We start from the raw sequence: 22,186 nt of genomic DNA, 5'->3' as shown, positions 1-22,186 counted from the left end.
CCCCAGAGGAAGCCGAGGATTGATCCGGTGAGCCAACAGATCCCCGTCCTCCTGGACGCGACCTCGCTGCCGCCGAACTGGGGCGGGGTGGCCCGGTACATCGAGGGTTTGCTGAGCGGCCTCCAGGAACGCGGCATCGCTCTCGAGGTGGTGGCGAAGCCCACCGACATCGCGCGGCTGCGGCTGGCCGCTCCCGGCCACCGCTACCACGCCGGCCCGGCCTCCCTCCGGTCTCGCCCCGTGCGCTTCGCCTGGGAGCAGGCCGGGCTGCCCCGACTGGCCGCGAAACTCGGTGTGCGCGCCATCCACTCGCCGCACTACACGCATCCGCTGCTCACCCGGCGCGCCCGCATCGTGACCGTGCACGACGCCACCTTCTTCAGCGAGCCGGAGGTGCACTCGCGGCTGAAGCGCACCTTCTTCACCTTCTGGACCAGGCGCGCAGCCCGGTCGGCCAGCGCCCTGATCGCCCCCAGCCGGGCGACCGCCGACGCCGTGGCCCACGCCGTCGGCATCGACGCCGAGCGCATCCGGGTGGCCTACCTCGGGGTCGACGCCGAGGTGTTCGCGCCACCGGCGGCCTCCGCGGTCACCGACTTCGGCCGGCACCACCGCCTCGACGGACCGGAGGGCTGGATCGCGTTCCTCGGCACCATCGAGCCGCGCAAGAACGTGCCGGCCCTGCTGCGGGCCTACGCCGGGCTCCGCGGCGAGCGCGCCGCCCGCGGCGAGGACTCCCCCGCCCTGGTGCTCTCCGGCTCCCGCGGGTGGGACGAGGAGGCGGCGCGGATGCTCGACGACCTCCGCGCCGACTCGGGCGTGGTCGAGGCCGGGTACCTGCCCCTCGACGAGCTCTCGTCGTTCCTCGGCGGCGCACGGCTCGTGGCGTATCCCTCGCTCGGTGAGGGGTTCGGCCTGCCGGTGCTGGAGGCGATGGCGTGCGGAGCCGCGGTGCTCACGACCGACCGGCTCTCGATCCCCGAGGTCGGCGGCCAGGCCGTGGCCTACACCGAACCCGACGAGCGGTCGATGACCGCGGCGCTCGGTGCGCTGCTGGCGGACGACCAGCGGCGCCGGGCGCTCGGAGCGGCCGCCCTCGAGCGGTCCCGTTCCTTCACCTGGGCCGCCTGCGCCGGGGTGCACGAGCAGGTCTATGCCGAGACGGGTGCCGAGACGGGAACCGGCGCCGGCACGGGAGCGGCCGCATGAGCGCCGCCCCCACACGTGTGGCCGTGGTCACGGTCAGCTTCGACTCGCTCCGCGTGCTCGTGCCCTTCCTCGCATCCGTGCCCGCTGCGGCCGAGCAGGCGCGCCTCGAGGTGCACGTCGCCGACAACAAGCCCGGCTCCTCCGCCCGGCCCGAGCTCGAGGCCGCGATCGCCGCCGCCGCATCCGCCGCCCCCGAGGTGCCGGTGCACTACCGGCCGATGAGCGGCAATCTCGGCTACGGGCACGCCATCAACGAGGTCGTCGCCACCCTCGATCCTGCGATCGACTTCGTGCTCGTCAGCAACCCCGACGTGCTGCTGCGCCCCGGCTCGATCGACGTCCTGGTCGCGGCGATGGCCGAGCTGCCGGATGCCGGCGCGATCGGCCCCAAGATCCTCGAGGCCGACGGCAGCGCCTATCCCTCGGCCCGTTCGGTGCCCTCGATCCGCAACGGCATCGGTCACGCGCTGTTCGCGAACGTCTGGCCGAACAACCCCTGGACGAGGTCGTACCGCGTGCAGGTGGGCGAGAACCCCGTGCGCCGGGACGCCGGCTGGCTCTCCGGATCGTGCTTCCTCATCCGCCGCTCCGTGTTCGACGCCCTCGGCGGCTTCGACACCGGCTATTTCATGTACTTCGAAGACGTCGACCTGGGCTACCGCCTCGGCGAGGCCGGCTGGCGGAACGTCTACGAACCCGCGGCGGCCGTGGTGCACACCGGTGCCCACTCCACGACGGGCGGGGAATCGGGCCGGATGCTGCAGGCCCATCACGAGAGCGCGAAGCGGTTCCTGGCCAAGAAGTACTCCGGTGCGCTGCTCTGGCCGGTGCGCACGGCGCTGTCGCTCGGACTGACACTCCGCTCGACAGTCGTCAGCCGCCGTTCGAAGGCCGGAGGCTAGGGTATTGGGAGCGCATTCCGGCACGACCGACCCGACGCGGTCGTCGGAAGCGAAGGCGTCCGGTGCGACCGGGCACGCGAACACGAGGGAGGCCGTCACGGTGAAGCTCGCCATGACCGTCATGGTCCGCGACGAGGCGGACATCATCGGGGCCATGCTCGATCACCACCTGGCCCAGGGCATCGACCTGCTGATCGTCACCGACAACGGCTCGGTCGACGGCACCACCGAGATCCTGCAGGGCTACGCCGACCGCGGGCTGATCCAGCTGCGGCACGATCCCGTCCACCGCAAGCAGCAGGCTCCCGTGGTGACGCAGATGGCGCGGGATGCGGCATCGCTGCACGGCGCCGACTGGGTGATCAACGCCGACGCCGACGAGTTCTTCGTGCCGGTGGATCGCGCGCTCACGCTGCACGAGGTGTTCGAGCAGCTCGATCCGGCCATCCAGGCCTTCCTCGTGCCCGTGATCAACCTCACCGGGCCGGCCGCGGCATCCGGATCGGGTCTCGGGCGGCTGACCTACCGCGACGAGCGCCCCGAAGCGGCCCTGCGGGCCACCGGGCTGCGCGCGCACCCGACGGCCGACGCCGTGCACGTCGGCGACCCGGAGATCGACGTCATCCAGGGCAACCACTTCGTCAGTCTCGAGTCCCGCGGCGTGCCCCCCGAAGCGCTCGCCATCGAGGTGCTGCACGTGCCCTGGCGCTCCTGGGAGCAGTACCGCAACAAGGTCGAGATCGCCGGCCGTGCCTACGAGGACAACCCCGAACTCACCCCGAGCCCCAACCACCACGGGATGCGCGACTACCGGCGACTGCAGGCCGGCGCGTTGCTGCCGTTCTATCTGCTGCGGCACCCCGACGAGGCCGAGCTGGCCGAGGGACTGGCCGCCGGCCACTTCCGCCGGGACGACACGCTGACCGCGCTCGCCTCCCCCGTGCCCGACGGCGCGTTCGAGGCCGAGGTGCTGGAGCGGTTCCGGTCGGTGGCGCCGGCGCTGCGCGACGCCGAGTCGCGCTCGCACGCGAGCCTGGTGGCGGCGGCCGAGCAGCAGCGGCTGGCCCTGGCCGAGCAGAAGACCGCCTTCGAGCAGCAGCTCGCCGAGGAGCAGCAGCGGGCGGCCGACGAGGCCGCCGCGGTCGAGGCCGAGTTCGCCCGCACGCGCCAGGAGCTCGACCTCACCCGGGTGCACGTCGCCTCGCTCGAGGCCCGGCTGGCCGCGCTCGAGCACCGGCCGCTGGTGCGGGTCGAGAACAAGGTGCGACGGGTTCTGACGCGTGACCGGGGCTGAGGCCGCGCCCGGCGGCGGCCGTCCCGACCCGGACCGACCCCTCACGGTGCTGATCACCGGCGGCGCCGGGTTCATCGGCAGCACCCTCTGCCGGGTGCTGGCCGCACGATCGGGCACGAGCATCCGGGTTCTGGACGATCTCAGCGCGGGAAGCCGCGAGAACCTCCACGGCGTCGACGTGACGCTGATCGAGGGCTCGGTGCTCGACCCCGCCGTGCTCGCCTCGGCCGTCGACGGGGTGGACGCCGTCGTGCACCTCGCGGCGGTCGCCTCCGTGCAGGAGTCCCTCGAACGGCCGCTGCACGTGCACGAGGTCAACGTCACCGGAACGGTGGCCGTGCTGGAGGCCGCCCGGGCCGCCGGACTGGTGCACACCATCGTGGCGTCGTCGTCGGCGGTCTACGGATCGCTGCCCGACCTGCCCAAGCACGAGCGGATGCGCCCGCGCACCGAGAGCCCCTACGGCGCCACCAAGCTCGCCGCCGAGGCCTACGCGCTCACCTGGCAGCGCAGCTTCGGCCTGCCGGTGCTGGCCTTCCGCTTCTTCAACGTGTTCGGGCCGCGACAGCGAGCGGATGCCGCCTACCCCGCCGTCGTGCCCGCGTTCCTCGAGCGGGCCGTCGCCGGCGAGACGGTCACCGTGCACGGCACCGGCGAGCAGTCGCGCGACTTCACCTACGTGGAGTCGATCTGCGCGGTGATCGCCGACGCGATCGTGCGCGGTGTCGCCCACGACGAGCCGGTCGACCTCGGTTTCGGGGTGCGCACCAGCCTGCTCGAACTGATCGCCGAGATCGAGGACGTGCTCGGGCATCCGGTGCCTGTGGAGTTCGCGCCGGCCCGGGTGGGCGACATCCTGCACTCCCAGGCCGAGGGCTCGGTGCTGGCGACGCTGTTCCCCGAGGTGCCCGCGGTGCAGCTGCGCGAGGGCCTCGAGGCGACCGTCGCCTGGCTGCGCGCACGCTAGGCTTTTCGGAATGGCCGCACCGACCTCTCCGCGACGCCTGGCCAAGGCGTTCGTGCGGCGACGGCTGCTGAAGGGGCGCTTCCGGCCCACGGATGAGCGGGTCTGGGGCGAGACGGGCTCCGAGGTTCCCGTGCTGATGTGCCTGTTCAACCGGCCCGAGCGGCTCGAGGCGATGCTGCGGCTGCTCGACGGCCAGGAGGGCACTCCGGGCGTGGCGCTGTACCTCTGGAACAACAACCGCGCCGACCACGACTTCTACGCCGGCGTGCTGCGCGGGTTCGAGGCATCCGGAGCCCTGCGCTCGGTGCGGCTGGTCCGCAGCCCGTACAACCTCGGGTCGATCGCGCGCTTCTACTGGGCGCGGGTACTGGCGACCAAGGCGACCGCGGCCGCTCGCCGGGCGGGCGCGGGTGCCGGCGTCGGTGCGGGTGTCGATCCCGGCCCGGTGATCGTGATCGACGACGACGAAGACGTGCAGCCCGATTTCGTCCGCACCGCGCTCTCGGTGCACCGGCCCGGCGTCGTGCACGCCTGGTGGGCGTTCACCGTCGCCTCCGACGACTACTTCGACCGCACGCCCGCCGTCGTGGGCGGCCCGGTCGACCACGTCGGGCCCGGCGGGATGATCTGCGACCTGTCGATCTTCCTCGACGACCGCTTCTTCACCGAGCTCCCGCAGCGCTACTGGCTGCTCGACGACCTCTGGTTCACCCACTTCGCCAAGACCCACGGCCAGACCCTCGCTAAGCTGCCCGTGGAGATCGAGTTCGTGCTCGCGGAGACGAACCAGCACTGGAACCTCGGCGACCTCAAGCGCGAGTTCTACCGGTATCTGAGCTAGCGGCCGGCGGCTCGGGGCAGGTCAGGTGAGGGTGCGGACGCTGCGCACCGTGAGGGCGGCCAGCGTGGCGAGGACGATGAGCGCGGCACAGGCCAGGAGCGTGGGGGCGATGCCGAGGGCCTGCGAGAGCGGCCCCACCGCCACCTCGCCCAGCGGGATGGCGATGAAGGATCCCACCATGTCGTAGGAGTAGACCCGCGCGAGAGCTTCGCGGGGCACGTGGGACTGCAGGGACTGATCCCAGGCGACGGCGAAGATCTCCAGGGCCACACCGCCGATCGCGAACGCCACGACGAGCGCCGGCAGCGCGGGCGCGATACCGAGCGTCGCGACGGGAAGGGCCGTGACGGCCATGAGTCCGACCCCGATCCCCAGGGCCCGGCGCGGACGCCAGCGGATGGCGACGGCCGCGCCGACGGCCAGTCCGATCGTCTGCGCCGCCACCACGACACCCCAGCCGCCCCGTCCGAACGAGGCATCCGCGACGACCGGCCCGAGCACCGTCGTCGCTCCGACGAAGGCCGCGTTCAGCACCCCGAACTGCGCGACCACGACCCACACCCAGCGGCGTCGCGTGAACTCCCGCCAGCCGTCCCGCAGATCACCCAGCACCGAGGCGTGCAAGCCCTGGGCCGCCTCACCGCCGGGCGTGGTCCGCCGTCGCGGCAGGCGCAGCAGCCCGAAGAGCACCGCGGCCATCGCGAATCCCCCCGCGTCGATCGCCAGGCCCCAGCCGGGCCCGACCGCACTCACGAGCGCCGCCCCCGCCGCCGCGCCGAGGATCCCCGCGGCATTCAGCCCCAGACGCAGCAGCGCGTTCGCCGGCCGCAACGACGCCGCCGGAACCGTCTCGGGCACCAGGGCGGCTGCCGCGGGCAGCGCGACCGCCGCGACCGCGCCGTTCAGCACGCCCAGGAGCACGAGCAGCGGGATCGTGGCCGATCCCGTCAGCACCAGCGCGGCCACCGCCCCCTGGGACAGCGCGGCTGCCAGGGATGTCCCGACCAGCACGAGGTGCCGGGGCAGACGGTCGGCGATCACGCCGCCGAGGAGCAGGACCGCGACGTTGGCCACGGATCGCGCCGCGACGACCAGTCCGAGGTCGGTCACGGAGCCGGTGAGATCGAGCACCGCGAACGCGAGGGCGATCGGGGCGACCGCATTGCCGAGGATGCTCGTGGTGCGCGCGGCGAGCAGCCACCGGAACGGGGCGTATCGCAGCGGGTTCGCACCGGGCGGGGCGTCGAGATCCTGCGCCGCCTCGGGAGCGCCGGACGCGGTCACGGTCGTTCGGGCACGAGCGGGGCGGTGCTCATGGGCGCCGGAGCGGGAACAGGGCCGCGGTCATCGACACCGGCACCGTGCCCGGCGTGCGGGGCGGCCTGGCCTCGGCGTGCAGCAGGGCGGACGCACCGCCCACGAGGGCGACCACCCGGTTCCACACGCGGGGATCGACCCAGAGCTCGGCATCCGTCGTCACCTGCGGCCCGTCCGCACGCGCCGCCGACCGCCGGCGGAGCTCACCCGCGAGAGCCTCGACGTACTGGGCGACCTCCTCGGCGGCCCGGGCGGCCGGCGTGGCCGTCGCCGGGTCGCCGAGCGCGAACGGCCGGGCCGACGACTCGTGCCGGTACCGTTTCGCCTCCCCGCCGCGCACGCGCACCACCTCGACCACGCGCACGAGTCCGGCGCGCTCGAGCACCCGCAGGTGATAGCTCGCCGTCGCCTGCGAGAGGCGCAGCTCCCGTCCCGCCTCCGCCGCGCTCAGCGCGGCACCGGTCAGCAGGGAGAGCAGCTGCAGGCGAATGGGATGCGCGGTCGCACGAAGCTCGTCGAGGGTGGCCATGCGCCCATTCTCGCCCCGCCCCCACCCACCGCCAAAAGCGCCTTTGGGGGTCGCGCACGGGAAGACGCGCTGCTCAGCCGAACAGCTCTCCGAGGCCCGCGATCGACAGGGTCAGCGCGACTGCGAAGGCCAGGACGATGCTCGCGTGGATGATGCAGTGCTGGAGGTCGGGGACGATCACTCCGGTGCTGCGACGCGGCAGCACGGAGGTGTTCTCCCCGTAGTGGCGGGCGAAGTCCTCCTCCGACACCTCCGCCGATCCCGTGCCGACGAGGTAGGGCAACCACCAGTTGCGGAGCGCCGCGAACAGCACCACGGCGTACCAGGCGACAGCCGCCACCACGACCCAGATCCAGCCGAGCAGGGCGGCGGAGGCGAAGGCGAGACCGGTCACCGAATGGATGACGGTGCTCGGCAGTCGCTCGCGAACCGTGAGGCTGTGGATGTTGCGGTTCAGCGGTGTCGGCACCCAGTCGAAGAAGACGATGACCGCGGAACACAGCAGGAAGGCCACCCCGGACGCCGGGACGGGGATCACCAGGCGCACGCCGTGAGCGCGCCGACGTTCGCATTGAGAGAGTTGGGGCCGCCCAGCAGCACCACCTTCGTGGCCTTCAGTGAGCCGATGTCGGAGATGACGCCTCGCGGCACGCACTCCGTCGGCACGATGTAGAGGGGGGCGCCCGACTTGGCGGCCAGGACTCCGCCGGCCAGGGCATCCGGGTAGTTGTAGCCCGTGGCCAGGTACACGGTGCTGCTCGAGGTGAAGGTGGCGCGGTTGATGGCCTGCGAGGCCGTGAAGCGGTCGCTGCCGGTGAGGCGGTTGACCGTGGCGAACGACTTGAGCGAGCTCTCGACGCCGGTCGAGACCGAGTTCGGGCCGCCGGAGATGGTGATCTGGTTCGTACCGAGGGCCTGGAACAGCTGGGCCGTGGCGGTGTCGACGGATGCCGCTCCCCCGTTCACGAGCGTGATCGGCACCCCGCGGGAACCGGCGGCCGATCCTGTCGACAGGGCGTCGGGGAAGTTCCCGCCGGTCGCCACGTAGCTGCGGGCGGCCGTGCCGAAGGCGTACTGCGCCACGGCGCGCGAGGCGGCGTAGCGGTCCTCGCCCTGCAGGCGCACCACCGAGGGGGCCAGCGTCGCCAGCTGGGCGGCCACCTCCTCGGAGACCGAGTTCGGTCCGCCGACGATCACGATCGTCTTCGGTGCCAGCCGGCTGATCTCGGCGCTGACCGCGGCGGGCAGCACCGTCGGCTGGGTGAGCAGCAGCGGGCCGCCCTGCTTGACGGCGGCGGGGCCGGCGCTGAGCGCATCCGGGTAGTTCTGACCGGTGGCGAGGTACACCACGTCGGCCTTGCCCGGGTAGGTCTTCTTCGAGATCTGCAGGGCGACCTCGTAGCGGTCGGCGCCGCTGATGCGCTCGACGGCCGGCTTCGCCTGCAGCTGGTAGGTGTCGGTCACGGCGCTCGAGACCGAGAACGTGCCCCAGCGGGCCTTCACCGAATAGCTGTGCCGGCCGCTCTGCAGCGCGCTCGGCAGGGCCAGCGACCAGTCGCCGTTCGTGCCGGGAGTGACCGTGTAGACGGAGGATCCGTCGATGGTGATGTCGATCCGGTGCCGCGGGCCGGCCCCCGGCAGGGTGCCCCGGATGGCGTCGCCGACGAACGAGGGCCGGTACACGGTCGGCGTCGGCACGACCACGCTCAGCTCCCAGTCGGGCACCGTGTTCGACACGCTCTTGCTGCCGTTGCTGGTGAGCATGGGGAAGAAGGCGCTGATGGCGTTCGGCTGGCCCGCGCGGTTGCAGTCGCCGACGTAGCTGCCGGCCGATCCGAGGCCGAACGCGGCCGTGCCGACGACCGCGGCCGAACCGCTGTCGCCCGGCAGCATGCACACGTCGGTGAGCGTGAGGTTCACGTACTGCGGCACGCCCGAGTGGTTGTACACCGGGTAGGACTCGTTGACCACGAGCACCGTGCCGCAGGTCCAGCCCGTGGTGCGGCCCGACTTGCAGATGGGCGAGCCGACGATGCCGGTCGTCATGTCGGTGATCGTCACGGGGGTGCCGTCGCCGAGGGCGCCCTGGCCACCGCCCCAGGTGGAGACCTTGGGCTGCGGGTTCCAGTTGCTGGCGACGACTCCCACGTCGGCGCCCGAACCGAACCGGAACAGCGACTCCACCGGCGCTCCGATGATCTCGCCGCGCGAGGGGGCGCTGCCCGCCCTGGCCTGCCGCGACTCGTAGTAGTAGGTCCCGGTGTCGCGGTCCGGCTCGATGCAGTGGCCCGAGGTGATGAATTGGGTCTGCGGATACGGCCCGTAGCGCCCCACGAAGCCGGTCGAGCAGACGTAGGTGAGGCCGGCCGCCACGAACTGGAAGCCCTGGCCGCCGATCAGGTCGGCCATCGCGGTGAGCTTCTGATCGGAGTAGTCGGGCACCACCGGGGCCCCGGTCTCGGCCACCGCGCCCACCTCGGCGACGGATGCGGCGGCGTCGCCGCCGGTGGCATCCGCAGCGCCCTCGGGGATGTTCACCACGAGCTGGGTGCCGTCCAGGCGTGAGCCGAGCACCTCGATGCCCTCGGCCTGCAGCCCCTCCACCACGTCGCTCGCCTCGAGGGCCGCGTTCGTGCGGGCGAGGTAGTCGGCCGGGTCTTCGCCGAGGTCGCGGCGGATGGCCTCGCTCAGGTCGGCGGGCAGCTCGGCGGCCTGGGAGGTGAACGCTTCGGCGGGCAGGTTCGACATCCGCGGGCGTTCGGCGGTGGGGTCGGGGGCCGGGGCGTCTTCGGACGGGGCGGATCCCTCGGGGCTCGGCGCGACCTCGGCGGCGGCCGACGTCGCGGCGCCGCACAGGGCCGCCACGGTCACGACCGCGGCGACGAGGAGCAGCCGGCCGGAACGCCGTCGGACAGGTCGGAACATCGATCGCACCCCCTCACGCTACGGCCCCGCCCCCGCTCCCCCGTGCTGCGACCCGCGCATCCGTCGCCCGCCCCTCCTCGCGACCCGTCGATTTAGGCCCTTCCCGGCGCATTTCAGGGCCGAAATCGACGGGTCGCGAGGAGGGTCGGGTTCAGGGAAGGGCGGCGCGGGCTGCGCGCACGTCGGGGTCGAGGGGCACGAGCGCGGCCAGGCGGTCGAGGGTGGCGCGGAGGCCGTCGTCGTCGTGCTGGATGCGCTCGGCGGTGGCAAGGGCCTTGAGCGTGGGGATCGAGTTCGGCACGGTGGCCAGCGCCTCACGGGCCCAGCGCTCGGCGGAGACCGCCGCCTCCGCCCGCGCGGCCGCGGGCACGTCGTCGGAGCTGAGCTGCTGCGCGGCGATCGAGGCGATGTCGGCATCCCAGGGGCGCAGCGCCTGCGCCACCCCGAAGCCCGCGTCGGCCGCGGCGATACGGCCCGCCTCGGCCTCGGAGGCCCCCGCCTGCAGCGGCAGTTCGGCGAGCGCACACACCACCAGGAACGCCGCCCACACGGCGAGCACCCCGGTGCGCACCGCGCGCCCGACGCGCACGCGGCCGACGGATGCGGCGGACTCCCGCCGCGTCTCCCCCGCGATCACCGGCCGCGCCACGAGCGCCCCGACCAGGAGGCAGCACAGCAGGGCCGTCGCGGGAACGGTGAACGAGGTCATCAGCGCCGCCGCCGTGCCGAGCAGCGCCGCGAGCGCGCCCGACAGCAGCAGCGCGCGATCGGCGGCCACCGCATCCGGCATGCCCCCCACCATCGACACTCTCGGAGCCGAACCCACCGCCGCAGCCACCGCCGCAGGCGGCCCGGAAGGCACCGCCGTCGCCCGCACCGCGGCGGCCCAACGGCGGCAGCCCACCACCACGATCGCGATGCTCACCCCCGCCAGCAGCGCCGCGAGCGGCCAGCCGCCCGCCATCGCGGCCTGCATCAGCACGTTGTGCGGGGAGTCCAGCGTGGTCTCGGTGCCTACGCTGGCGTACCACTCGGCGCTCTGGAAGCCGGGTGCCGCATCCACGAACCCACTCGGTCCGACACCGGTGAACGGCCGTCCGGCCAGGATGGCGAACGACTCCTGCCAGATCAGCACGCGGTCCGAGACGGTCGTCATCGACAGCGGACTGAGGCCGAGCAGCCGGCTTCGGGTGAGCGGCACTGCGAGCGCGACCCCGACCAGCAGCACGAGGCTGCCGACGGCGATCAGCACACCGCGCACCAGCCGCCGGCGGTGCGCCACCGCATCCGCCCCCGCGCCGCGCGGACGCCGCAGCCCCAGCGAGGTCACCTGCAGCGCGGCGAGCGCGAGCACCACGAGCACGGCGCCGAGGAACGCCCCGCGCGAAGCCGATACCGCCACCGTCACGAGCCCGAAGCCGGCCCCGGCTCCGAGCAGCAGCGCCCAGGCGATCGGTCGCCCGCCCCTGCGGTCCCGGCCACCTCCAACACCGCCAGCGCCGGCGCCACCGCCGGCACCGCGCCGACCGGCCCATGCCTCCCGCGCCGCGCCCACCGCCGGCAGCACCAACAGTGCCAGGAAGATCAGGCCCAGGATGCCCTGGTCGGTCGCGTTGCCGGCGAGCGCCCCGGGCCGCTCCCACGGTGTGGGGATCGGATCGATCCCGACCGACTCGAGCACCCCGATCACCCCGAGCGCGACACTGGCCACGGCCGAGGCCGACCAGAACGTGCGGATGCCCCGCCCCGCGCCGGGCCCGAGCAGTCGCGCACCCGCCCACACCGCCACGAGGTACACCGAGAGCCCCACGGCGCCCTCGTATCGCGGCCAGCGCCCCCAGAACGCCGCCCAGGGGCTGACCGCGAACGCGATCCCCACGGCCAGCAGCAGGGTGCCGGCGGCCACCGCCACGAGCACCCAGCGCGGCAGCCGTCCGCGCGGCAGAGCCAGACTGGCGGCCACCGCGGCGATCGCGAACAGCGCGTCCTTCGGCAGCAGCCAGCGGGTGAAGCCCTCGGGCAGGAAGACGATGCTCGCGAGCACCGCCAGCCAGATCGCCGCCGTGGCCCAGGAGCCGGCGCGCCCGGCGCGGCGGGTCGTGCTCAGCGTGCGCCTACTCGGCGGAGGCGATCAGCGTCTGCAGGTAGGCCCCGTAGCCGCTCTTCACCAGGGGTGCCGCCAGCTTCGCCAGCTGCTCGGTGTCGATCCAGCCGGCGCGCCAGGCGATCTCCTCGATGCAGCCGATCTTGAAGCCCTGCCGGTCTTCGATCACGCGCACGTACTCGGAGGCCTGCATCATCGACTCGAAGGTCCCGGTGTCCAGCCACGCCGTACCGCGGTCGAGCACCTGCACGTGCAGGTCGCCGCGCTCGAGGTAGCGCTCGTTCACGGTCGAGATCTCGAGCTCGCCGCGGGCCGAGGGCTCGATCGACTTCGCGATCTCCACCACCGAGTTGTCGTAGAAGTACAGACCGGGAACGGCGTAGTTCGACTTGGGCTCGACCGGCTTCTCCTCGATCGAGACGGCCACGTTGTTCTCGTCGAACTCCACCACGCCGTAGGCGCGAGGTTCGGCCACGTGGTACGCGAAGATGCGGGCGCCCTCGATCTCGCCGTTCGTGCGGAGCGAGGAGCCGAGACCCACACCGTGGAAGATGTTGTCACCGAGCACCAGCGCGACGCTCTCGTCGCCGATGAACTCCTCGCCGATGATGAAGGCCTGCGCCAGCCCGTCGGGCGAGGGCTGCACGGCGTACTCCAGGCGGATGCCGAGTTCACTGCCGTCGCCCAGCAGGGAGCGGAACTGCTCGTTGTACTCCGGCGTGGTGATGATCAGGATCTCGCTGATCCCGGCCATCATCAGCGTCGACAAGGGGTAGTACACCATCGGCTTGTCGTAGATCGGCATCAGCTGCTTCGAGATGCCCTTGGTGATCGGCCAGAGCCGGGTGCCGGATCCGCCGGCCAGGATGATTCCGCGCATGCTCAGCGGCCCTTCTCGTTCGACGCTTTGTCGTTCAGTGAGGCGTAGAACGCGCGAGCCTGGTCCCAGGTGGGCAGGAGCCCGGACGCGGCGGCCTCGGCCAGCGACGGCGCCTCGGTGTCTTTCGGCGAGAGCAGCAGGTTGCCGGCCTCCTCGGGGAAGCGCAGCTCGATCTCGGGGTCGAGCGGGTTGATGCCGTGCTCGCGCTCGGCGGCGAAGGTGGAGGTCACCAGGTACGACACGGTGGCGTCGTCGGTGAGCGCCACGAAGGCGTGGCCGAGCCCCTCGGCGAGGTAGATGCCGCGGCGGTCGACGTCGTCCAGCAGCACCGAGTCCCACTGGCCGTAGGTGGGCGAGCCCACCCGGATGTCGATCACGAAATCGAGCACGGCGCCGTGCGTGGCGGTGACGTACTTGGCCTGCGACGGCGGGATGTCGGCGAAGTGGATGCCGCGCACGACCCCCTTCTTCGACACCGAGGTGTTCGCCTGAGCGAGGTCGATGGAGTGGCCGATCTCCGCTTCGAGCTTGTCGAAGCGGTACCACTCGAGGAAGACGCCCCGGTCGTCGCCGAACTGCTTCGGCGTGATCTCGTAGGAGTCGGGGATGCTCAGTTCGCGGAATTGCACGCTGCGAGTCTAACCAACCCGCGGCCCGCCCGTCGGCGGCCGACGCGCCGCGGGCGGACCGCGCATCCCGTCAGCCGCGCCGCAGCACCTTCGTGATCCGCCAGGAGCGCGAGGATTCGATCGCGGCGATCACCTCGCGCAACTGCTCGTCCGGCATCCGCAGCACCTGGCTGGCCTTGATCGGCCGGCCCCGCCCGGTGAGCAGGCCCGCCGCCCGGATGCCCGCGCTGGCGCGCCAGGAACGGGACTCCAGCAGGCTGACCACCCGCAGGTGCAGGTCGTCGCGTTCCCGCACGCGGGCGCGGGTGCGCTGCTCCACCTCGGCCTCGACGTCGCGCTCGGGCGGGGCGGGCGGCGGCACCGAGGCGGCCGAGGCCTGGCGCACGAGCTTGCGGATGGCCCGGGTCTCGCCCGCCGGCAGCAGCACCGGCCGGGCGTCGACCTTGCGGTCGACGGCGTACTGGTTGAGGATCCACTCGTCGTGCACGTGCTCGGTGATCGACGAATCCTGCGAGACCCAGCCCCGGTACACGGCCGTCAGCACCCCGGAGTCGGCCACGCCGACCACCGAGACGGCGCGCAGCAGGTAGTCCCAGTCCTCCGTGGTGGTGAGCGTGTCGTCGTAACGCATGCCGAGGTCGCGGTACAGCGCCCGGGGGATCGCCGCCGACATGAACGGCGTGCTGTTCAGCGAGAGGTGCTCGATGAACGAGAACTCCCGCGCGTAGGGCATCGTGATGCCGGAGTGCGCTCGCGTGGCATCCGCCTCGCGCACCCGCACCCGGTCGGCCTGCTGGCGCGCGCACACGCTGCGCAGCACGCGCCCGCCGAACTTCAGCTCGAGGTCGGCGAACGCCTGCACCCAGTGCGCGAACACCAGGTCGTCGTCGTCGAGCGCGGCCACGTAGCGGCCTCGGGCCTGCTCGAGCCCGGTGTTCAGCAGCGTCGCCCGGTTGCCGTGGTCGACGTGCACGATGCGGATCCGCTCGGCGAGCCAGGCGGGCACCCCCTCGACGGCGGCTTCGACGCCCAGCTGCTGTTCCACACTGGTGCGGTGCGCGATCACGACGACCTCGAAGTCGGTGCTGCTCTGGCCCGCGAGGCACAGCAGCACCTCCTCGAGCTCGGCGATCCGGCGGCCCTGGGTGCGGATGACGACCGTCAGGAAGGGGCCGGCCGGCTCGGCTTCGTGCCGCACCGGCTTCTGCGGCCCCGCCACACAGGCCCAGACGAACTGGTTCACCCGCCCGCTCGGTTCGGCGGCGTCGCGCAGCTCGTCGAGGAACCGGGTGAGGTTCGTGCCGGGCTGGAGAGCGGGATGTCCCGCCGGGTAGTGCTGGTCGCTCTCGGCGAGCGAGTAGTCGTTGCGCCCGATGGGATACAGCCCGGCGGCCGCGAAGGTCTCGCGCAGCGACTTCTCGCCGAAGAGCCGCAGGTGCGTGGCATCCAGCAGCCCGGTGGGGGTGTACTCCCACGAGCCCAGCGCGAGCTTGTAGCCCACGTCGCGGTGGGTGACGTTGGGCAGGCTGAAAACGCTCACGGCGCCGTGCTCGACCACGACGGCCCGGATGGCGGCGAGCAGCTCGCTCCCGTCGGCGATGTGCTCGAGCCCGTCGAGCACGCTCACCGACGCCACCCGCCGGCCGGCGATCACCGCGGTGAGAGCCGCGAGGATGCCGCCCGGCTCGGCGAGGTCGGCCTGGTGCACCTCGAGCCCGCGCTGCCGCACGGCCGCCAGAGCCACGGGGTCGATGTCCACACCCACGTAGTGCAGCCCGAACTCGCCCTCCACCACCTCGCCGATGGCGGAGTAGCCGCTGGCGATGTCGAGATGCACGGCGCCCTCGCTGCCCTCCGGCAGGTGCTCGCCGAGCAGGGAGATCACGTGCCCGTAGAGGTTCTCGATCGAGTAGGCGTTGTCGTACTTCTTCACCGCATCCGCCCTCACCATCGGTGCACCGCGTAGTTCCCGGCCACGAACTCGCCCGTCGTGCCCTCGGGGTCCAGGCGTTCGGGCAGCACGCCCCGCTCCCGCCGGTCGAGGTAGCCGGCCACGGCGCGCCGGACGATCTCGTCGGGGAAGCCGGTCATCGACTCCAGCAACCGCTCGAGCACGTCGTCGCGCGACCACTTGTGCGCCAGCATCAGGGCGCTCTCGGCCGAGAAGTACCGTTCGGTGTCGGAGGCCAGCCACTCGCCGTCGGGGCCGAGCCGCTTGTCGTGGAACACCGCCGCCGCGGGCTGGAAGATCACCTGGAACCCCCGCAACCGGTATCGCCACGACAGATCGACGTCGTCTCCGTAGAGGAAGAACGAGTCGTGGTCGAAGCCGCCCAGATCGCGGAACTCCGCGGGGCGGAACATCGAGAACGCTCCCGAGGCCCAGGAGGTGGCCCCCGAGACGCGGTCGTAGTCCTTCGGATGCTCCAGCGGCAGCTGCTTGGCCTCGGCGATCCCGATGGTGGGATCTTCGAGCAACGCGGTGAGTGCACCGAGCGCCCGGCGCGAGGGGAGCACATCCGGATTCGCGATGATCAGCCGGTCGGTCACCGTGTCGGCCGCCAGCCGGTTCTGCGCCCCGCCGTGGCCGAGGTTCTCGCCGAAGTGCCGATAGGTGATCTCGTTGATGCCGTCGAAACGCGCGGTGAGCTCGGCCACCTGCGGTGGCGTCAGCGAGGGTGAGGGCGAACAGTCTCCGTAGGAGACGTTCACCAGGCCGTGCTCTCCGGCACTCTGGCCGAGCTGGGACACGCGGTCCAGGCTCGCCAGGGTGCGTTCGAGCGCAGCGACAGGGGTGTGGAACAGCACCGATTGCACGGTGATGCTCGTGAACGTGGTGAACATTCCTACCTATTCCGTCCACCGCTTACCCACGCCGACTCGATCCCTGTGATGAGTCCGGCGTATCCCCACGCACAGTCTACGGGTTCTGAGGAAAGTTCATAGACACGTGTGTCACAGAAGCCTCATCCGGGTGCGATCCCGGGCCGGCCGTCAGGCGGAATACGAGCGCACGCCGTCCAGCACGCGCTCGACCTGAGCATCCGTGAGGCCCGCCCAGAGCGGCAGGCGCACCAAGCGCCGCGAAAAGTCCTCGCTGGCCGGCAGCGCGGCACCCGGGCGCAACGAGCGCCCGAACCGCAGCCCCGCGGGCGAGGTGTCCAGCGGCACGTAGTGGAAGGCGGCGCGCACGCCGAGCCCGCGCAGGTGCGCGAGCAGACCCTGCTGCTGCTCGTGCGAGGGCATCAATAGGTAGTAGAGGTGCGCCGCGTGCTGCAGCGAGGCGTCGTCCGACATCAGCCGCACGCCTCGCGGCGCGGCCCAGTCGGCGAGCCCGGCGGCGTAGGCGTCCCAGACCCGGTGACGCTCCTGCTGGATGGTGTCGAAGGCGGCCAGCTGGGCATCCAGCACGGCGGCGTTCAGCTCGGAGAGCAGGTAGCTCGACCCGGCGTCCTGCCAGGTGTACTTGTCGACCTGCCCGCGCAGGAAGCGCGCCCGGTTGGTGCCCTTCTCGCGGACGATCTCGGCCCGCTCCAGCAGCGCGGCGTCGTTCACCACGAGCGCCCCGCCCTCGCCGCAGTGCACGTTCTTGGTGTCGTGGAAGCTCTGCGTGGCCAGCGCCCCCACCGTGCCGAGCCCGGCGGTGCCGAGCCCGTGCGCGTTGTCCTCCACGAGCGCGAGCCCTCGCGACCGCGTGATGCTCAGGATGGCGTCGAGGTCGACGGGCACACCCCCGTAGTGCATCACGGTGACCGCCTTGGTGCGCTCGGTGACGGCATCCGCCACCTGCTGCGCATCGATGTTGCCGGTCGACGGGTCGATGTCGACGAATACCGGCGTCGCCCCGCGCAGCACGATCGCCGTGGCGGCCGAGGGGAAGGTGAAGGCGGGCACGATGACCTCGTCGCCCGGCCCCAGATCGAGCAGGAGTGCCGCCATGTCGAGCGCGTGCGTGCACGAGGTCGTGAGCAGGGCGTGCCGGGCGCCCAGGATGCCGGTCAGCCGAGCGCTGGCCGAAGCCGTGAACGGGCCGTCGCCGTGCGCGTGGTCGGAGCGCAGCACCGCGTCGAGGTTCTCGAGCTCGCCGGGCGAGCGGTAGGGGCGGCTGAAGACGATCTCATCGGGCACCGGGGGTGGGGTCCGTTCCGTGGGGTGCGACGGTCGGTTCGGGCCGGACTGCCGGGGTGGGTCGGTGGTGGGCCGCGAGCAGGCCCGTCGGCAGGTCGATCGTACCGGTGTCGGGCAGCGCCGTCGGGGTGGGCACGTCGAGGCGTGTCGGCCCGTCCTCCGGCATGATCGTCTCCGGGTTGTCGACCACCAGATACAGCGGACGGCCCATCGAGACGTTCAGCGAGACGCCGATGTACTCGGCGATGACGCCGAGCGACACCAGGATCGCGCCCGAGCACAGCAGCAGCGTGACGATCAGCGAGGCCCAGCCGGCCGCATCCGGATCGGCGCCCACCTGGGGCGTGAAGACCACGTACACGATCACGGCGAGGCCGAGCAGCGCCATCACGCCACCGAGCACGCTCACCGCGCGGAGCCCGGCGGTGCCGCTGGTCAGCACCATCCGCCAGAAGTAGGCGAACAGGGCCGGCAGCGAGTAGCCGGAGACCCGGCCGTCGGCGCTGCGCAGCACGGTCGGAGCGGTCGCGACGCGGTTGGTGACCCAGGAGAGCGCCACGTCGAGGTACACGCCGGCCTGCGCGAACTCGGCCAGCTTCCGGCCCACGTCGCCGCGCACCAGGCGATAGCTCTGGAACTGGCTGGCGTCGGGCAGGTGGAAAGCCGCGCCGAGCATCCGCTTCGAGGACTTCGACGCCGCCGCACGGAAGAAGCCGTGCGGGCGCTCGTTGGTGAAGCGGGCGTAGACGACGCCGGCGCGTTCGCGGATCGCGGTGTCGAGGAAGGCGCCGATCGAGGCCGGATCGTGCTGGCCGTCCTCGTCCATCGTCAGGATCCAGCGGCCCGTCGAGGCGGCCATGCCGGCGAGCGTGGCGGCGTGCTGGCCGAAGTTGCGGCTGAGCCAGAGGATGCGCACGGCCGCGTACTGCTGCTCGAGCGCACGCATGACGGTATCGGAGTGGTCGGGCCCGTTGTCGTGCACGAGGATGATCTCGTCGATCCGGAAATCGACTCCCTCGGGCGTTCTGGCCCCGTGGGTGTAGGGATCCAGCTCCGCCACGACCGCCGCGAGGGTGCGCTCGCCCTGGTAGACCGGCACGACCACCGAGATCGTGTAGATCGTCGCATCGCGCCCCGCGTCCTCCACGGCACCAGAAGCTATCACGAGCCGAGCCGGATGAACGTGAAGCGGCCGTCGTCCGAGGTGAACGCGGAGGATCCGGTGCCGGTCACCGCTTCGAGCTGACCCACGATCGCCTCGCCGCCGTCGGCGTAGGCGGCGCGGTCGACCACGAAACCGCAGCCGTCGATGGCCTGCACGGCCATCACCATCGCCGGCACCGGCAGCGAGGCGTAGGCGCCGACCTCGTCGACGGGCGCGCGGCCCTTGATGCCGCCGGCCGACCAGCGCAGATCCGTGGAGTGCAGGAACATCCGCATCTCCTCCGAGTCGGTGACGCCGTTCACCGGCGGCGACTCGGGGAAGGCGATGTAGGGCAGCTGGTAGATCAGGCAGCCCTGGTCGACCGTGCCCTCGATCTGTTTCACGAAGGCGTCGTCGGAGTCGAAGCTCGCCACGGTCGCGGCACGGGCGGCCGGGTCGACGGGCGGGATCTGGTCCCAGGCGGCGAGCAGCATCAGCAGCACGGCGAGCGGCACGGCTACCAGCCAGCGGCGGGCGGGGCGGGCGGATGCCGCATCCCGCGCGCGCCGCCTGGTGGCGAGCCACCGCACGAAGCGGTCAAGGATCAGGCCGAGCGCGGCGAGCGACAGCATGGCGATCAGGATCGCGATGCGGTTCCACGACCGGATCGGGAAGTCGATGAACGAGAGCAGCGTCGAGAGCCCGCCCACGGTGCCGAACAGGAAGGCCACGAAGGTCAGCCCGGCGAGGATGGCGAGCGTGCGCACGTAGCTCTTCGGCGCGCGCCAGCGGGTCTTGCCGCCCACGAGCAGGAAGTAGGCGGCCACGACCATCAGCGACACGAAGCCGGCGGCGGCGATCAGGCCGAGCGCGGGCGCCTCGGAGGGCAGCGGGTAGTAGGTGTCGTAGAGCTGCCGCAGGGTGGCGAAGGGCCCGAAGCGGTGGCCGGGCACGGGGAGCAGCAGGCTCGAGAGCTTGAACGAGTACAGCTCCGCCTCGGGCGGGCTGCGCACCAGCACGGCCTCGTTCACGCCGTTCGCGAGCCGGTACAGGATGCTCGGGATGAGGTTCACGAGCATGGTTCCGGCGATCAGCAGGCCCGCCGCGGCGGCCCCGAAGAAGCGGCGCCAGGCGCGCGTCTGCCAGAGCTTCGCCAGGCCCACGATGGCCAGCACGAGCGCCACGAAGACGGAGTAGTAGCTCGAGGCGGTGCCGAGCAGCACGAGCGTGCCGACCGTCGCCGCGTTGCGCCCGCTGATGACCTTGCGCGACCAGAGCGGCTTGGCGGTGGCCACCCGGAACAGGATGCCGAGGGCCAGCGGAACCACGAAGTAGGCGGCCAGGAACAGGTGACCCTGCCCCTTGATGAAGTGGTACGGCGCGATGGCGAAGGCCACGGCGAGCGCCACCGAGAGCACGCGGCTGACGCCCACCTGGCGCAGGAACCACACCGCCGTGATGGCGGCCAGCGGGAAGCCGAGCACGAAGTACACGTTCATGGCCACGCCGAAGTCGCTCGTGAACAGCCGCAGCACGTCGGCGGCGATGAAGTGCAGGTTGTCGGCCTGCGGGTAGTCGCTGTAGTACTGCCCGTACGGGGCGCCGAGGTTCGGCTGGTGGGTGAACCAGCCGGTCTCGATGATGGTCTTGAAGTGCGAGGCCACGGCGAGGGCGTCGCCGGAGTAGTACAGCGGCACCTTCCAGTCGAGCCGCCAGAGGTTGAGGCCCCACCAGACGGCGATCAGCGAGAACAGCGCCGCGAGGGCGTAGGGCAGCCAGCGCCAGGAGGCGAGGCGGGCGGCGACGCGATCGATCATGCCTTCACCCGCATCCGCGGAGCGGTCACCGTGTAGTAGGCGCGGCGGGCGAGGGCCATCAGCTCGGCCCGGCGGTCGCCGAGGCGCACGTCGGCGGCGCTGATCGTCTCCGGAGCCTGGGTGCGGCACCAGGCGTGGTACGCCTTGGCCTGCTCGGCCTGCTGGCCGACGAGGGCCACGCTCCACTGGCCCGCGTTCACCCTGAAGCCGGCCAGCGTGCGGGCGACCGGGAGGTAGTCGCCGCCGCCGAAGAGCACCTTCGAGTAGCCGGTCTGATCGATGAGGTAGGGGAAGCGGGCATCCCAGCCGCCCGCCTCCTCGAGGTTCGCGCGGCGCATGGTGACGCATCCGGGCTCGCCGAACACGTTCGTGCCGCGGCGCACCGTCTGGCGCACCACCTCGGCGCCCGGCTGGCGGCGGCGGGGCACGCCCTGCAGGCCGCGGTTGCGGATGGTGACCTTGCCGCGGGCGTCCATGATGTCGCGCGGGCTGGAGACGAGCACGACGGACGGGTTCTCGTCGAGCGCCTCGGCGTGCGCCTGGAGCGCACCGGGGTAGAGCACGTCGTCGCCCGGCAGGAGCTTGAGGTACTCGCCGGTCGCGGCCTCCGAGACGCGCCTCCAGTTGGCCTCGGCACCGCCACCGGCCGGGGTGTGCAGGATGCGCATCCGAGTGTCGCCGGCGAAGCGCTCGAGCACGGCGAGGGTGCCGTCGGTCGAGGCGTGGTCGGCCACCACGAGCTCGAAGTCGCCGTGCGACTGGCTCAGCACCGAGCGCACGGTGGCGGCGATGAAGTCGGCGTTGTCGAAGGCCGGGATGACGACGGACAGCTGGGGCATCAGCGCTCGCCCTTCTGTGGGTGGGTCTGGGTCTCGGGGGTCTCAGGGGTCTCGGGGCTTGCGAGGTCGATCTCGGTGGCCGCTTCGGCCTGGCGGCGGAAGGAGAACCCCTTGTGGCCGAAATAGCTGATGAGGGTCGTGATGACGAGGATGGAGAGCTGCGCGAGGATCCGGTTCCAGCCGAGGTTCACCAGGATCGGCAGGATGACCGCGTTGATGCCGATCGACACCAGGTAGACGCTCTCGAACCGGGCGAGGTCGCGCCAGACGTGCCCCGTCACCTTGAACACGAACTTGCGGTACAGCACGAAGGCGAAGAGCACGCCGAGCACGTGCGCGCAGGCCAGTACGGCGAGCGACCCGACGGTCTCGTTGACGGCCGCATCCACCCACGCCCCGACGGTGAGGTCGAACGCGATGAACAGCAGGAACCCGACGCCGGTGTTGGTCGCCCCCACGAGCAGGAAGGCCACCCGCTGATCCTTGACCAGCCGCAGGATGAGCCCCGGGCGCTCGGCGGGCTCGTCGCCGCGCACACCACCCGGCTCTGTCACGGTGCCACTCTAGGTGCTGCCCCCTGTGACCCTCCCCCACGACACGTCCCCCCTTCGATCCGGCTCCCATGCGCGGCGCACAGGGGGCGGCGGAGGGCTGCGGCTAC

General features: G+C 72.0%; 19 protein-coding genes. 5 read left to right on the top strand and 14 right to left on the bottom strand.

Translation table 11 applies throughout. The annotated features are described in order from the left end of the window. Window positions 1-27 precede the first annotated feature (27 nt). The 5 genes from ACN4JJ_RS03520 to ACN4JJ_RS03500 all read left to right on the top strand — a co-directional run bounded on the left by ACN4JJ_RS03520 (window position 28) and on the right by ACN4JJ_RS03500 (window position 5,213). The gene (locus ACN4JJ_RS03520) at window positions 28-1,209 is read left to right on the top strand and encodes a glycosyltransferase family 4 protein (RefSeq protein ID WP_440708514.1); all 1,182 of its coding nucleotides are present in this window, start codon (window positions 28-30) and stop codon (window positions 1,207-1,209) included. Then, complete coding sequence (locus ACN4JJ_RS03515; protein ID WP_440708513.1) at window positions 1,206-2,111, top strand: glycosyltransferase family 2 protein; 906 nt, start codon at window positions 1,206-1,208, stop codon at window positions 2,109-2,111. Before ACN4JJ_RS03520 ends, ACN4JJ_RS03515 begins: the two co-directional genes overlap by 4 nt. A gap of 112 nt (window positions 2,112-2,223) precedes the next feature. Further along, complete coding sequence (locus ACN4JJ_RS03510; RefSeq protein WP_440708512.1) at window positions 2,224-3,405, top strand: glycosyltransferase family 2 protein; 1,182 nt, start codon at window positions 2,224-2,226, stop codon at window positions 3,403-3,405. After that, window positions 3,392-4,372 (top strand): NAD-dependent epimerase/dehydratase family protein, encoded by a 981-nt coding sequence (locus ACN4JJ_RS03505; protein ID WP_440708511.1) that lies wholly within the window; start codon window positions 3,392-3,394, stop codon window positions 4,370-4,372. The genes ACN4JJ_RS03510 and ACN4JJ_RS03505 overlap by 14 nt, the downstream gene beginning before the upstream one ends. Before the next feature lie 10 nt (window positions 4,373-4,382). Further along, complete coding sequence (locus ACN4JJ_RS03500) at window positions 4,383-5,213, top strand: hypothetical protein (protein WP_440708510.1); 831 nt, start codon at window positions 4,383-4,385, stop codon at window positions 5,211-5,213. Between the two features lie 21 nt (window positions 5,214-5,234). On the opposite strand, the gene ACN4JJ_RS03495 is transcribed toward ACN4JJ_RS03500, so the two are convergent. From ACN4JJ_RS03495 to ACN4JJ_RS03430, 14 genes are all read right to left on the bottom strand, one after another. Then, entirely contained in the window at window positions 5,235-6,497 is a 1,263-nt protein-coding gene (locus tag ACN4JJ_RS03495) for an MFS transporter (protein ID WP_440708509.1), read from the bottom strand. Between the two features lie 28 nt (window positions 6,498-6,525). After that, window positions 6,526-7,059, bottom strand: a complete 534-nt coding sequence (locus ACN4JJ_RS03490) for a helix-turn-helix domain-containing protein (RefSeq protein WP_440708508.1) — start codon at window positions 7,057-7,059, stop codon at window positions 6,526-6,528. Window positions 7,060-7,132: 73 nt separating this feature from the next. Further along, window positions 7,133-7,597 (bottom strand): hypothetical protein, encoded by a 465-nt coding sequence (locus ACN4JJ_RS03485; RefSeq protein WP_440708507.1) that lies wholly within the window; start codon window positions 7,595-7,597, stop codon window positions 7,133-7,135. Beyond that, a complete protein-coding gene (locus ACN4JJ_RS03480; RefSeq protein WP_440708506.1) occupies window positions 7,594-9,984 on the bottom strand; it encodes a cell wall-binding repeat-containing protein in 2,391 nt (796 codons plus the stop codon). The genes ACN4JJ_RS03485 and ACN4JJ_RS03480 overlap by 4 nt, the downstream gene beginning before the upstream one ends. Window positions 9,985-10,135: 151 nt before the next feature. Beyond that, window positions 10,136-12,028 (bottom strand): O-antigen ligase family protein, encoded by a 1,893-nt coding sequence (locus tag ACN4JJ_RS03475; RefSeq protein WP_440708505.1) that lies wholly within the window; start codon window positions 12,026-12,028, stop codon window positions 10,136-10,138. A gap of 70 nt (window positions 12,029-12,098) precedes the next feature. Beyond that, window positions 12,099-12,968, bottom strand: coding sequence for a glucose-1-phosphate thymidylyltransferase RfbA (gene rfbA, locus ACN4JJ_RS03470; protein ID WP_440708504.1), 870 nt, complete (start codon window positions 12,966-12,968; stop codon window positions 12,099-12,101). A gap of 2 nt (window positions 12,969-12,970) precedes the next feature. Further along, the gene (locus ACN4JJ_RS03465) at window positions 12,971-13,597 is read right to left on the bottom strand and encodes a dTDP-4-dehydrorhamnose 3,5-epimerase family protein (protein ID WP_440708503.1); all 627 of its coding nucleotides are present in this window, start codon (window positions 13,595-13,597) and stop codon (window positions 12,971-12,973) included. A gap of 70 nt (window positions 13,598-13,667) precedes the next feature. Continuing rightward, window positions 13,668-15,530 (bottom strand): methyltransferase domain-containing protein, encoded by a 1,863-nt coding sequence (locus ACN4JJ_RS03460; protein WP_440708502.1) that lies wholly within the window; start codon window positions 15,528-15,530, stop codon window positions 13,668-13,670. Window positions 15,531-15,541: 11 nt separating this feature from the next. After that, window positions 15,542-16,441, bottom strand: coding sequence for a glycosyltransferase family protein (locus ACN4JJ_RS03455; protein WP_440708501.1), 900 nt, complete (start codon window positions 16,439-16,441; stop codon window positions 15,542-15,544). 150 nt (window positions 16,442-16,591) lie between these two features. Next, window positions 16,592-17,725 carry a dTDP-4-amino-4,6-dideoxygalactose transaminase gene (gene rffA / locus ACN4JJ_RS03450; RefSeq protein ID WP_440708500.1) on the bottom strand — a complete coding sequence of 378 codons (1,134 nt, stop codon included), beginning with the start codon at window positions 17,723-17,725 and terminating at the stop codon, window positions 16,592-16,594. Beyond that, window positions 17,715-18,890, bottom strand: a complete 1,176-nt coding sequence (locus tag ACN4JJ_RS03445) for a glycosyltransferase (protein ID WP_440708499.1) — start codon at window positions 18,888-18,890, stop codon at window positions 17,715-17,717. The genes rffA and ACN4JJ_RS03445 overlap by 11 nt, the downstream gene beginning before the upstream one ends. Next, a complete protein-coding gene (locus ACN4JJ_RS03440) occupies window positions 18,887-20,686 on the bottom strand; it encodes a hypothetical protein (RefSeq protein ID WP_440708498.1) in 1,800 nt (599 codons plus the stop codon). Before ACN4JJ_RS03440 ends, ACN4JJ_RS03445 begins: the two co-directional genes overlap by 4 nt. Further along, entirely contained in the window at window positions 20,683-21,525 is an 843-nt protein-coding gene (locus tag ACN4JJ_RS03435) for a glycosyltransferase family 2 protein (protein ID WP_440708497.1), read from the bottom strand. Before ACN4JJ_RS03435 ends, ACN4JJ_RS03440 begins: the two co-directional genes overlap by 4 nt. Further along, on the bottom strand, window positions 21,525-22,079 hold the full coding sequence (locus tag ACN4JJ_RS03430; RefSeq protein ID WP_440708496.1) for a GtrA family protein: 555 nt from the start codon (window positions 22,077-22,079) through the stop codon (window positions 21,525-21,527). The genes ACN4JJ_RS03435 and ACN4JJ_RS03430 overlap by 1 nt, the downstream gene beginning before the upstream one ends. Between the last annotated feature and the right edge of the window lie 107 nt (window positions 22,080-22,186).

Source organism: Herbiconiux dendrobii (assembly GCF_052048175.1).
GTDB lineage: Bacteria > Actinomycetota > Actinomycetes > Actinomycetales > Microbacteriaceae > Herbiconiux.
This window is presented reverse-complemented; position numbering and strand designations above follow the sequence as displayed.